The organism is Enterobacter cloacae complex sp. 677-3DZ2D5B, assembly GCF_004136695.1.
Classification (GTDB): Bacteria; Pseudomonadota; Gammaproteobacteria; order Enterobacterales; family Enterobacteriaceae; genus Enterobacter; species Enterobacter hormaechei_C.
In genome coordinates this window covers 90,182-102,750 of the sequence record NZ_QFLS01000010.1, presented here as the reverse complement: position 1 = coordinate 102,750, position 12,569 = coordinate 90,182, and the positions used below count along the sequence as shown (strand labels likewise).

The following is a 12,569-nucleotide window of genomic DNA, read 5'->3' as shown; positions in this document are numbered from 1 at the left end:
TGATGAGTTTTGATATTGCCAAATACCCGACACTGGCGTTAGTTGACTCCACTCAGGAGTTACGTCTGTTGCCGAAAGAGAGTCTGCCGAAGCTGTGTGACGAGCTGCGTCGCTACCTGCTCGACAGCGTTAGCCGCTCCAGCGGCCACTTCGCCTCCGGACTTGGCACGGTTGAGCTGACCGTGGCGTTGCATTACGTCTATAACACGCCGTTCGATCAGCTGATCTGGGATGTCGGCCACCAGGCCTATCCGCACAAAATTCTGACCGGACGTCGCGATAAAATTGGCACCATTCGCCAGAAAGGGGGCCTGCACCCGTTCCCGTGGCGCGGCGAGAGTGAATATGACGTGTTAAGCGTCGGCCACTCTTCCACCTCCATTTCTGCGGGCATTGGTATTGCCGTTGCCGCCGAAAAAGAGAATAAACAACGTCGCACTGTCTGCGTGATTGGCGACGGGGCGATCACCGCCGGGATGGCCTTTGAGGCCATGAACCACGCGGGCGATATCAAACCGGACATGCTGGTGATCCTCAACGATAACGAAATGTCGATCTCCGAGAACGTCGGCGCGCTGAATAACCATCTGGCGCAGCTGCTGTCCGGCAAGCTTTACTCCTCACTGCGTGAAGGCGGTAAAAAAGTCTTCTCCGGCGTACCGCCGATCAAAGAGCTGCTTAAGCGTACCGAAGAACACATCAAAGGCATGGTCGTACCGGGTACGCTGTTCGAAGAGCTGGGCTTTAATTATATCGGCCCGGTGGACGGCCACGATGTGCTGGGTCTGGTGACGACGCTTAAAAACATGCGCGACCTGAAAGGCCCTCAGTTCCTGCATATCATGACCAAAAAAGGGCGTGGTTACGAACCGGCGGAGAAAGATCCGATCACCTTCCACGCAGTGCCTAAGTTCGACCATACCAGCGGCTGCCTGCCGAAAAGCAGCGGCGGGATGCCAAGCTACTCAAAAATCTTCGGCGACTGGCTGTGCGAAACGGCGGCGAAAGACAACATGCTGATGGCGGTGACGCCTGCCATGCGTGAAGGCTCCGGCATGGTGGAATTTTCCAAAAAATACCCGGACCAGTATTTCGACGTCGCCATTGCCGAGCAACACGCGGTAACCTTTGCTGCGGGCCTGGCGATTGGCGGCTACAAGCCGGTGGTAGCGATCTACTCTACCTTCCTGCAACGCGCCTACGATCAGGTTATCCATGACGTTGCCATCCAGAAGCTGCCGGTGCTGTTTGCTATCGATCGCGCGGGCATTGTGGGGGCTGACGGCCAGACGCACCAGGGCGCGTTTGATCTCTCCTTCCTGCGCTGTATCCCGGACATGGTGATCATGACGCCAAGCGACGAAAATGAGTGTCGTCAGATGCTGTATACCGGTTACCACTATCAGGACGGTCCCTGCGCGGTACGCTATCCACGCGGTAATGCCCTTGGCGTTGAATTACAGCCGCTGGAAAAACTGGACATCGGTAAAGGTCTGGTGAAACGTCGCGGTGAAAAAGTGGCGATCCTGAACTTTGGTACGCTGATGCCGGAAGCGGCAAAAGTCGCTGAAAACCTGAATGCGACGCTGGTCGATATGCGCTTCGTGAAGCCGCTCGATGAATCTCTGATTCTGAGCATGGCGGAAAGCCATGACGTGCTGGTCACGCTGGAAGAGAACGCCATCATGGGTGGCGCGGGTAGCGGCGTGAACGAAGTGCTGATGGCGAACCATAAAGCCGTTCCGGTGCTTAATCTCGGCCTGCCGGACCACTTCATCCCGCAAGGCACTCAGGATGAGGCGCGCGCCGACATTGGTCTGGACGCCGCCGGTATCGAAGCCAAAATCCGCACCTGGCTGGCCTGATCCCTCCCCTTTTCTGCTCCTGCTATGCTTAAACGTATTGTTTAAACAGCAGGAGCGGAACCATGCAATACACGACATTAGGAAAAACGGACCTTAAGGTGTCCCGGCTTTGCCTGGGATGCATGACGTTTGGCGAGCCTGACCGGGGAAATCATGCCTGGACGCTGCCGGAAGAGAGCAGCCGCCCCATCATCAAGCGCGCCATTGACGGCGGCATCAACTTCTTCGATACCGCCAACAGCTACTCCGACGGCAGCAGCGAAGAGATTGTTGGCCGCGCCCTGCGAGATTTTGCCCGTCGTGATGACGTTGTGGTTGCCACTAAGGTGTACTACCCGTCAGGCGACCTGGCGGAAGGCCTTTCTCGCGCGCAGATCCTGCGTTCTATTGATGACAGCCTCAGACGCCTGAACATGGATTACGTCGACCTGCTGCAAATCCACCGCTGGGATTACAACACCCCGATCGAAGAGACGCTTGAAGCGTTGAACGACGTCGTGAAAGCCGGTAAAGCGCGCTACATCGGCGCATCGTCCATGCATGCCTCACAGTTTGCCCAGGCGCTCGATCTCCAGGCACAGCACGGCTGGGCGCGCTTTGTCACCATGCAGGATCACTACAATCTGATTTACCGGGAAGAAGAGCGCGAGATGCTGCCGCTCTGCTACCAGGAAGGCGTGGCGGTGATCCCGTGGAGCCCGCTGGCGCGCGGAAGGTTAACCCGTCCGTGGGGCGAAACCACCGCCCGGCTGGTATCGGACGAAGTGGGTAAAAACCTGTATGACGATACAGAAACCAGCGATGCGTTAATTGCCGAACGCTTAGCCGGGATCGCCGACGATATCGGTGCAACGCGCGCGCAGGTGGCACTGGCGTGGCTGCTGAGCAAGCGCGGTGTCGCCGCGCCGATTGTGGGCACATCGCGGGAAGAACAGCTGGATGAGTTGTTGAGTGCGGTGGACTTATCGTTGACGCCGGAGCAGATTGCCGAGCTGGAGACGCCGTATCAGCAACATCCGGTGGTAGGGTTTAAATAAACAATTCAGGGAACAAAATCCGTAGGCCGGGTAAGCGCAGCGCCACCCGGCAATACAGAGCGCACAAAATTACGCGAAGTGATCGTACCCTTTCCAGTCAAGCGTAACCGGGGCGCCGTCGCGGACAAACAGCAGCCCTTCACTTTCCGGCATCACCTGCCCGATGCAGGTAAATTTCGCCCCCAGATGCGCTAACGCCACATCCAGTGTTCCGCGATTCAGCTCAGGCACCGTGAAGCACAGCTCATAATCTTCTCCACCGGATAACGCCCATCGCAGCGCCTGCTCAGGCTCGGCATGGCGACGCAAAGGCTCTGACAGAGGAAACAGATCCAGATCGATCCGCGCGCCCACGCCGCTGGCTTTCAGGATATGGCCGAGATCGGAGATCAGCCCGTCAGACAAATCGATAGCCGAACTGGCCCGCTCGCGCAGCGCCTGACCGTGCAAAATACGCGGCGTGGGCCGCAGATGGCGCTTCACCAGGTACGCCGCATCGTCAGCATCTTCAACCGTTAAACGGTTCTGAAGGATTGCCAGCCCTGCCGCGCTATCCCCCGGCGTACCGGTCACGTAGATCCAGTCGCCCGGTTTTGCGCCCGAACGTTTCAGCGCGCGCCCGGCAGGCACATAGCCGTGGATTGCCAGGGTCATCGACAGCGGACCGGCAGTGGTATCACCGCCAATCAGCTGCATATCGTAATAATTCAGCTGCTCAAACAGGGCATCGCTGAAGGCTTCAAGCCAGGCTTCATCCACCTCTGGCAAGGTCAGAGCCAGCGTCAGCCAGGCCGGGTCGGCGCCCATTGCCGCCAGATCGCTGACGTTCACCGCCAGCGCTTTATACGCCAGATCGGCAGGATCGATGTCGGGCAGGAAATGTCGCCCACACACTAAGGTGTCGGTGCTGATTGCCAGCGTCTGTTTTTCGGGAATATTGAGAAGTGCGCAGTCATCGCCAATGCCGGTTTCAACATCAAGACGAGAGGTTCTGACACGGTCGAAATAACGGGCAATCAGGGAGAATTCGCCGCATGCCATACGTTATGCCTCAGCAAATAAAAGAAAAAACCGGAGCCGCACTGCCCGTCAGGCAATGCAGAACTCCGGTTTGCGGATCACTTTTTGTGGGGACGGATCGCAGGTGCGGCTTTATCCAGCACGCCGTTAACAAACTTGTGGCTGTCTTCAGCGCCGAAGGTTTTCGCCAGTTCGATCGCTTCGTTGATGGCCACTTTGTACGGCACATCATCACGTTTAGACAGCTCAAACAGCGCGATACGCAACACTGCTTTTTCGACCTGGCCCAGCTCTTCGAGCAGACGGGACAGGTATGGCTTCATCAGACCATCGAGATACGCGCTATTAGTCGCCACTCCCGACAGCAGTTCACGGAAGTACAGAACGTCAACGTCTTTCACGTCCTGTTCTGACAGGAACTGGTATTCAACATCAGCGATGTCGTTCTGGGACAACTGCCAGGAGTAAAGTGCCTGGACGGCACATTCACGGGCGCGGCGACGAGCAGCAGGTTTCACGGAATTCCCCTTACAAAAAAATCAGGCCTTGATGGCTTTCAATACATTGATCATTTCAAGCGCGGTCAGTGCAGCTTCTGCACCTTTGTTACCGGCTTTGGTGCCAGCACGTTCGATGGCTTGTTCAATACTTTCGGTGGTCAGCACGCCGAACGCGACAGGAATTTCAGCATCCTGCGCAACGTGCGCCAGACCATTGCTTGCACCGCCCGCAACGTATTCGAAGTGCGCAGTGCCGCCACGAATAACAGTACCCAGCGCAATCACCGCGTCGTATTTACCGGTTTTCGCCAGCGCGCCCGCTGCCAGTGGCAGTTCGTAAGCACCTGGTACCCAAACGACGGTAATGTTGTCATCTTTAACCTGGCCGATACGTTTCAGGGCGTCAACCGCACCTTCCAGCAGGCTATCATTGATGAAGTTGTTGAAACGCGCAATGGTGATGGCGACGCGAGCGTCCGGGGTAGCTACAGCAGCTTCAATAATGTTCATACTCTTCCTTTACGGGTTCATTTGGCCCCGCAGGGGGGCGGATTTTATCATAATACTTTGCGTACTGCTTCCCTATTTCAGGAGCAATTACGCTGTCGTTAAATGGAGGCAGACATCCGGGCCTACCGGACGAATCTCACTGAATGAGAGTTGCGGCGCATCGGCCAGTTTTTCAAGGCCGGGCAGCACAAACAGGCCGCGCGCGTCGTTACCTAACAGTTTAGGCGCAACGTAGACGAGAAGCTCATCCACCAGCCCCGCCTGAAGCAGTGCGCCGGCGAGCGTCGGACCGGCTTCAACCCAGATACTGTTGACCTGCTGTTTGCCGAGCAACATCATCAGCACCACCAGATCCAGATGCCCGTTATGTTCCGGCACCGTAATGCTGCGCACGCCTTGCGGCCATTCGCGCGTATCTTCTTTGGTGCGTGCAATCCAGGTTTCCCCCGGCTGCTGCACGATGCGGTGCTCCGGCGTCACGCGGTTCTGGCTATCAATAATAATGCGCAGCGGCTGACGCAGGTTCTCCTGCGGATAGAGCGCCTGCGTATCTGCATTCAGCTCTTCCCAGCGTACGGTCATGGCCGGATCGTCAGCCAGTACCGTTTCACTGCTGGTGAGAATAGCATGGCTTTGCGCGCGCAGACGTTGCACATCGCGCCTTGCCTGTGGCGAGGTGATCCACTGGCTCTCGCCGTTCGCCATCGCCGTGCGGCCATCCAGTGACGCGCCAAGCTTAAGCTGGATAAACGGGAAGCCGGTGCGCATACGCTTCAGGAAGCCTTTATTCAGGGCTTCCGCATCCTGCATCATCAGGCCGTGGCTGACGTCGATTCCTTCCTGTTGCAGACGATACAGTCCGCGGCCCGCTACCTGCGGGTTAGGATCCTGCATGGCGGCGACAACGCGCGAGACGCCCGCCGCAATCAGCGCTTCACAGCACGGCGGCGTACGCCCATGGTGGCTGCATGGCTCCAGCGTCACATAGGCCGTCGCGCCACGCGCTTTCTCCCCCGCCATGCGCAAGGCATGCACTTCAGCATGCGGCTCGCCTGTGCGATAGTGAAAACCTTCCCCCACGATCTCACCATCTTTAACAATGACGCACCCGACATTGGGGTTAGGGTGAGTGGTAAACCGACCGCGCTGCGCCAGCTTCATGGCTCGCGCCATGTACATCTCGTCGTGCATGGTCTTAATCCTGTAAGCGGGCGATCTCTTCGCCAAACTCTTTGATGTCTTCGAAGCTGCGGTAAACGGAGGCAAAGCGGATATAGGCGACTTTATCGAGCTTTTTCAGCTGTTCCATCACCAGATTGCCGATCATTTTGCTCGGCACTTCGCGCTCACCTAACCCCCGCAGATAAGATTTAATGTGGTTTAACGCCATTTCGACGTCATCGGAGCTGACGGGCCGTTTTTCCAGCGCCTTGAGCATCCCGCTACGCAGTTTTTCTTCATTGAACGGTTCGCGCACATCGTTACTTTTTACCACGCGCGGCATTACCAGCTCTGCCACCTCGAAGGTGGTAAAACGCTCGTTGCACACCAGACACTGCCGACGACGACGCACGGAAGACCCTTCGCCTACAAGACGTGAGTCGATGACTTTGGTATCCACAGCGGAGCAAAATGGGCAATGCATACGATGTCCCTGTTATCTGGTTAACTGATTTCTATTTTACCCTGAACTGGCCCGACAACAAAGGAAGAGCTTTTTGAGACAAAGGATCTATGCCTGACGGCACTATCCTGTCTACCATTGCAGCAATCTGTGATTTCAAGGAATTAAACGCAATGACAAGACGTTACCTGAAAATAGTGCTGGTGGGGAGCCTGTTCACGCTTAGCGCCTGCGCACAGCAAAGCGAAGTCCGCGAGATGAAACAAAGCGTGAATACGCTTAACGTGGCGATGGACAAACTTAATAAAGAAACCGTGAAGATCACCCAGCAGAACGCGCTGAATGCCAAATCCAGCAATGGCGTTTATTTATTGCCAGGTGCAAACACGCCCGCGCGTCTGAACAGCCAGATTGGCACGCTAAAGATGTCTCTGGTGAATGTTGCAGCGAATGCCGATGGTACTCGCGCAACATTACGCATTCAGGGTGAGTCCAACGATCCGCTGCCCGCGTTCAGCGGCACCGTAGAGTGGGGCCAGATTCAGGGCACCACGGAGAGCTATCAGGAAGTGAACGTGAAGAATCAGCTCTTCACCGCCCCCGCCAGCACGCTGGCGCCGAGCGATGTTGACATCCCGCTCCAGCTGAGCGGACTGACGCCAGAACAGCTGGGCTTTATCCGTATTCACGACATTCAACCCGCCGCGCAATAACCCGCCCTTTTAGCGGAGTGAAATGTCACTCCGCTAACATTTACATTTCGTATGGATTGGCAACATAAATGATTGCCGCTACAATCGCGCCCGTCTAAAGTACGCAAACGTGAACGCAATCGATTACGTATGTGAGAGATATGTGAAACAACACATATTTTTGTGAGCAAGGATTCCTATAATAGGCTCCGCAGAAACACGAAATATTTAGAAACGCAATTCGCGCATTTTTCACTCCCGGAAGGGAATTTCAATCAGTGGCATGATTATGAAAAAAACATTACTCGCAGCCGGTGCAGTTCTGGCACTGTCCTCCTCTTTCACTGTTAACGCAGCGGAAAACGACAAACCACAATACCTCTCCGACTGGTGGCACCAGAGCGTTAACGTGGTAGGCAGCTACCATACCCGTTTCGGACCGCAGATCCGTAACGATACTTACCTCGAGTACGAAGCATTCGCAAAAAAAGACTGGTTTGATTTCTATGGCTACATGGACGCACCGGTATTCTTCGGCGGTAACACCGACGCGAAAGGTATCTGGAACCACGGTTCCCCACTGTTCATGGAGATCGAACCACGCTTCTCCATTGATAAACTGACTGGTACCAGTCTGGCGTTTGGTCCGTTCAAAGAGTGGTATTTCGCAAACAACTACATCTACGACATGGGCCGCAACAAGTCCGGTCGCCAGAGCACCTGGTATATGGGTCTGGGTACAGACATTGAGACTGGCCTGCCGATGAGCCTGTCCATGAACGTCTACGCAAAATACCAGTGGCAGAACTACGGCGCTGCGAACGAGAACGAGTGGGATGGCTACCGTTTCAAAGTGAAATACTTTGTGCCAATTACCCAACTGTGGGGCGGCAACCTGAGCTATATCGGCTTCACCAACTTTGACTGGGGTTCAGACCTGGGCGATAACGATTTCCGCGACCTGAACGGCAGAAAAGCGCGCACTAACGACTCCATCGCGTCCAGCCACATCCTGGCGCTGAACTACGATCACTGGCACTACTCTGTTGTTGCGCGTTACTGGCACAACGGTGGTCAGTGGAACGACGACGCCAGCCTGAACTTCGGCAACGGCGACTTCAGCGTTCGTTCTACCGGTTGGGGCGGTTACCTGGTCGTGGGTTACAACTTCTAATCAGTGCGGGATTGTGCGGGCTGGTGCCCTCACCCCTTCCCTCTCCCACGGGAGAGGGCGCAAACACAAAAAACGGCAACATCGTTGCCGTTTTGCTTTTACCTCGCCACCCGGCTTTTTACTGCTTCACCTTGCGCAAAAAATCCGCCAGCGACCTGTCCGCGCTTTCGCTAAAGTGTCTTTCCGTCAGCGTAATATGCAAACACCGGTCGAGACGGAAGCATCGATAGTCATCGCGCCGTTCACACCACGCGGCCAGCAGCCAGTGCTCACCCCAGAAGAACAGCCCCAGCGGCTGAACCTCACGCCAGGTTAACTGCCCGGCTTCATCGCGATAGTGCAGCGCCAGCACACGCAGGGCAGAAATTGCCTGGTGGATCACGTCGAAACCACTACGGGAGTGTGGCTGAAGGGCAATATCCGGCGCGTAAATTCGCGTCTGTTCAGCTTTGCGGCGGCTCTCTTCTGGCAGGATCGCCAGCACTTTTTCCTGGGCCGACTCCAGCTCGCGCGACAGCGATTCCCCGCCCCAGGTTTTGAGCAGACGGATCGCCACCATCAGCGCCTCGGACTCCTTGTTGGTCAGCATCAACGGGGGTAAATCAAAACCCGACATTAGCCGATATCCGCTTCCCGCCTCGCCTTCCACCGGCACGCCGGAAAGCGACAGGTCGCGGATATCGCGGTACACCGTGCGCTCGGACACGCCAAGCCTTTCCGCCAGATGCGCTGCCGTTGTCAGACGCCTGCCCCGCAGGATCTGCACAATCTGGAACAAACGGTCAGCGCGTCGGGTCATCGGTTTACTCTCATACCGGTTGATGGAGGCCGACGCGATTACCTTCGCTGTCGGTAAACAGGGCTATAGTGCCAATGCCTTGCGGCAGTTCCAGCGGGCCAAACACGCACTCACCGCCCGCAGAAGCAATACGATCGAGCGTGGCCGCCAGATTGTCAGTATGCAGGTAAATAATAGCGCCCTGCGAAGAAGGTGTAACGCCGTCAAATTTCGCCAGCGCGCCGCCGGTGGCCGGATCCTCGTGCGGGAAAACCGCCAGCTCAGCCACGTCCATCTTCTCGCGCCGCAGCGCGACCTGCATCACCGACTCATAAAATTTGATGGCGCGATCCATATCGGCGACCGGAATTTCAAACCAGTTAATAACACTTTTCATACGTCCTCCTGCCTGTTGTTAGGGTTCAGAAGGAGTCTACGACAGGGCTCCTGACAGCATACTGTCAGGAGTGTTTGTGAGATGCAGACAAAAAAAATCCCGGCCAGCAGGCCGGGATTTCGATACCGCATAAGACGCTTACGGCAGAATGGACGGCTGATCCGCCCCTTCTTTCTCGACTTTCTGCTGGATCAGATGCTCGCGCTTCATGCCCAGCTTCAGCGCCAGCGCGGACGCGACGTAGATAGACGAGGCCGTACCGATAGACACACCGATCAGCATGGTCAGCGAGAAGCCTTCCAGCACCGGGCCACCGAACAGGAACAGCATCAGGATCACCATCAGGGTGGTGCCGGAGGTGATCAACGTACGGTGCAGCGTCTGGGTCAACGACACGTTAAAGATTTCGTACGGCGTGCCGCGACGGATCTTACGGAAGTTTTCACGAATACGGTCAGATACCACGATACTGTCGTTCAGTGAGTAACCGATAACGGACATCAGGGATGCCACAATCGTCAGGTCAATCTCAATGTGGAAGAGGGACAGTATGCCCATGGTGATCACCACGTCGTGCGCCAGGGCGATAACCACGCCTGCCGCCAGTCGCCACTCAAAGCGGAAACCGACGTAAATCAGGATCGAGATCAGCGCCACAAGCAGCGCCATCGCACCGGTCTGCGCCAGGTCAGCACCAACGCTCGGGCCGACAAACTCAATACGCTTAACCGTTGCGTCCTGGCTGGTCGTTTCGTTAATAACCTGAACGACCTTGCTGCCCAACTCCTGGCTGCCGTTGGCATCGTGTACCGGCGGCATACGCACCATGATGTCGCGGCTGCTGCCGAAGTTCTGTAGCAGCGGCTCTTCAAAGCCCGCTTTTTGCAGAGACTCACGCATCTGGTCCATATCGACCGGTTTTTCCAGGGTAATTTCGATCACCGTACCACCGGTGAAATCCAGGCCCCAGTTAAAGCCTTTCACGCCCATAATGACGATGGACAAGATCAGCAGAAAACCTGAAATGCCGAAGGCCCAGTAGTCCCAGCGCATAAAGTCCCAGACTTTACGGCCGTGGTTCAATTGTTCAACAGTATATTCCTGTGCCACAACGCACTCCTCAGATAGACAGCTTTTTGACGCGCTTGCCGCCGTACAGCAGGTTCACGATGGCACGGGTGCCGACAATAGCGGTAAACATCGACGTTGCGACACCGATACCGGTAGTAATCGCAAAGCCTTTGATCGCGCCAGTACCCACTGCATACAGGATAAGAACCTTAATCAGTGTTGTTACGTTCGCATCGAAGATGGAGCTGAACGCCCCTTTGTAGCCTTCTTCAATCGCCTGCTGTACAGAACGACCGTTGCTCAGCTCTTCTTTGATACGTTCGTTTATCAGTACGTTGGCGTCGACCGCCACCGCAAGGGTTAGAACGATACCCGCGATACCTGGCATGGTTAGCGTCGCCCCTGGCAGCAGGGACATGATACCGATGATCAGCACCAGGTTGGCAATCAGCGCGGAGGTCGCAATCAGGCCGAACTTCTTATAGAAGAAGATCATGAAGATGATGGACACCGCCAGACCGGCCAGACACGCTTCCAGACCCTGTTTGATGTTCTGCATACCCAGGGTTGGACCGATGGTACGTTCTTCAACAATCTGAATTGGCGCAATCAGCGCACCGGCACGCAGCAGCAGAGAGAGCTGACGCGCTTCGTTCGGGTTGCTGATACCGGTAATACGGAAGCTGTTACCCAGACGAGACTGGATGTTGGCGATGTTAATCACCTCTTCCTCTTTCACCAGCACGGCACGGCCATTGGCGTCTTTCTTACCGCTGTCTTTGTACTCCACGAACAGGGTCGCCATCGGCTTGCCGATGTTGTCCTTGGTGAAGTTAGACATAATGTTGCCACCTGCGCTATCCAGCGAGATGTTAACCTGCGGCTGGTTGTACTCATCCTGGCTTGAAGTGGAGTCGGTGATATGGTCACCGGTCAGGATCACGCGTTTGTACAGCACAACCGGCTGGCCTTCGCGGGTCTGCTTCACTTCGGAATCGCCCGGCACACGGCCTGAAGCCGCAGCAGCCTGGTCAACGTTGGAGTTAACCAGACGGAACTCCAGGGTCGCCGTCGCGCCCAGAATCTCTTTCGCACGGGCGGTATCCTGGATACCCGGCAGTTCGACCACGATACGGTCTGCACCCTGACGCTGTACCAGTGGCTCAGCCACGCCCAGCTGGTTTACACGGTTACGCAGAATGTTAATGTTCTGCTGAACGGCGTATTCACGTGCTTCACTCAGACGCGCGTCGGTCATTACCGCACGCAGCTGATTGCTGCCCTGAGAGGTGATAACCAGATCGCGGTGACGCTGAGACAGATAGGTCACAGCCTGATCGCGTGCCGCGCTGTCGCGGAACGTGATGCTCATGCCGTAGTTATCTTCTTTACGTACGGTGGTGTACGGAATGCCCTTATCGCGCAGATCGCTGCGCAGGCTGTCGATATTCTGTTCCTGTAGCTTGCCGAGCGCGGTATCCATATCCACTTCCATCAGGAAGTGAACGCCGCCACGCAGGTCAAGACCCAGTTTCATTGGCTCTGCGTTCAGCGCAGCCAGCCAGCGTGGGGTTGCAGGAGCAAGGTTAAGCGCCACGACATATTTATCACCCAGCACGCCCATCAGCGCTTCACGTGCGCGGAGCTGCGTGTCGGTGGTGTCGAAGCGAGCAAGAATTGCGCCCTCTTCCAGTGCCACAGACTTAGCGGTAATTTTTTCTTCTTGTAACGTTTTCTGGACCTGGATCAGCGTTTGCTCACTGGCGGCGACACCGCGCGCGCCAGTGATTTGAACGGCCGGATCCTCACCATACAGGTTGGGAAGCGCGTACAGCAGGCCGACGATAATCACGACGACCAGCATGATGTACTTCCACAAAGGATAACGGTTTAACACGGCA

At 56.1% G+C, this 12,569-nt stretch carries 13 protein-coding genes; 4 read left to right on the top strand and 9 right to left on the bottom strand.

All coding sequences use genetic code 11. The annotated features are described in order from the left end of the window. Window positions 1-2 precede the first annotated feature (2 nt). A complete protein-coding gene (gene dxs / locus DD597_RS16385; protein ID WP_045330256.1) occupies window positions 3-1,865 on the top strand; it encodes a 1-deoxy-D-xylulose-5-phosphate synthase in 1,863 nt (620 codons plus the stop codon). A 62-nt stretch (window positions 1,866-1,927) separates the two neighbouring features. Beyond that, entirely contained in the window at window positions 1,928-2,902 is a 975-nt protein-coding gene (locus DD597_RS16380) for an aldo/keto reductase (protein ID WP_023315517.1), read from the top strand. Between the two features lie 69 nt (window positions 2,903-2,971). Here DD597_RS16380 and thiL read toward each other — a convergent pair whose 3' ends face one another. From thiL to nrdR, 5 genes are all read right to left on the bottom strand, one after another. Continuing rightward, window positions 2,972-3,943 (bottom strand): thiamine-phosphate kinase, encoded by a 972-nt coding sequence (gene thiL / locus DD597_RS16375; RefSeq protein WP_023315516.1) that lies wholly within the window; start codon window positions 3,941-3,943, stop codon window positions 2,972-2,974. A 77-nt stretch (window positions 3,944-4,020) separates the two neighbouring features. After that, window positions 4,021-4,440: a transcription antitermination factor NusB gene (gene nusB, locus DD597_RS16370; RefSeq protein WP_006809908.1), complete on the bottom strand. Its 420-nt coding sequence runs from the start codon at window positions 4,438-4,440 to the stop codon at window positions 4,021-4,023. A 21-nt stretch (window positions 4,441-4,461) separates the two neighbouring features. Continuing rightward, complete coding sequence (gene ribE, locus DD597_RS16365; protein WP_003859098.1) at window positions 4,462-4,932, bottom strand: 6,7-dimethyl-8-ribityllumazine synthase; 471 nt, start codon at window positions 4,930-4,932, stop codon at window positions 4,462-4,464. An 87-nt stretch (window positions 4,933-5,019) separates the two neighbouring features. Beyond that, a complete protein-coding gene (gene ribD, locus DD597_RS16360; protein WP_129256408.1) occupies window positions 5,020-6,123 on the bottom strand; it encodes a bifunctional diaminohydroxyphosphoribosylaminopyrimidine deaminase/5-amino-6-(5-phosphoribosylamino)uracil reductase RibD in 1,104 nt (367 codons plus the stop codon). Between the two features lie 4 nt (window positions 6,124-6,127). Beyond that, window positions 6,128-6,577 carry a transcriptional regulator NrdR gene (nrdR, locus tag DD597_RS16355; RefSeq protein ID WP_003859099.1) on the bottom strand — a complete coding sequence of 150 codons (450 nt, stop codon included), beginning with the start codon at window positions 6,575-6,577 and terminating at the stop codon, window positions 6,128-6,130. Between the two features lie 152 nt (window positions 6,578-6,729). On the opposite strand from nrdR, the gene DD597_RS16350 reads away from it, so the two are divergent. Together DD597_RS16350 and DD597_RS16345 are read left to right on the top strand one after the other, a co-directional pair. Further along, window positions 6,730-7,269 (top strand): DUF3251 domain-containing protein, encoded by a 540-nt coding sequence (locus DD597_RS16350; RefSeq protein ID WP_003859100.1) that lies wholly within the window; start codon window positions 6,730-6,732, stop codon window positions 7,267-7,269. Between the two features lie 268 nt (window positions 7,270-7,537). Next, window positions 7,538-8,422 carry a nucleoside-specific channel-forming protein Tsx gene (locus DD597_RS16345; RefSeq protein WP_032610182.1) on the top strand — a complete coding sequence of 295 codons (885 nt, stop codon included), beginning with the start codon at window positions 7,538-7,540 and terminating at the stop codon, window positions 8,420-8,422. A gap of 118 nt (window positions 8,423-8,540) precedes the next feature. On the opposite strand, the gene DD597_RS16340 is transcribed toward DD597_RS16345, so the two are convergent. The 4 genes from DD597_RS16340 to secD all read right to left on the bottom strand — a co-directional run bounded on the left by DD597_RS16340 (window position 8,541) and on the right by secD (window position 12,565). Next, on the bottom strand, window positions 8,541-9,221 hold the full coding sequence (locus tag DD597_RS16340) for a YafY family protein (protein WP_022650457.1): 681 nt from the start codon (window positions 9,219-9,221) through the stop codon (window positions 8,541-8,543). A gap of 10 nt (window positions 9,222-9,231) precedes the next feature. Beyond that, window positions 9,232-9,597, bottom strand: coding sequence for a VOC family protein (locus DD597_RS16335; RefSeq protein ID WP_023315514.1), 366 nt, complete (start codon window positions 9,595-9,597; stop codon window positions 9,232-9,234). Between the two features lie 138 nt (window positions 9,598-9,735). Beyond that, complete coding sequence (gene secF / locus DD597_RS16330) at window positions 9,736-10,707, bottom strand: protein translocase subunit SecF (RefSeq protein WP_003859105.1); 972 nt, start codon at window positions 10,705-10,707, stop codon at window positions 9,736-9,738. A gap of 10 nt (window positions 10,708-10,717) precedes the next feature. After that, window positions 10,718-12,565: a protein translocase subunit SecD gene (secD, locus tag DD597_RS16325; protein ID WP_003859106.1), complete on the bottom strand. Its 1,848-nt coding sequence runs from the start codon at window positions 12,563-12,565 to the stop codon at window positions 10,718-10,720. Between the last annotated feature and the right edge of the window lie 4 nt (window positions 12,566-12,569).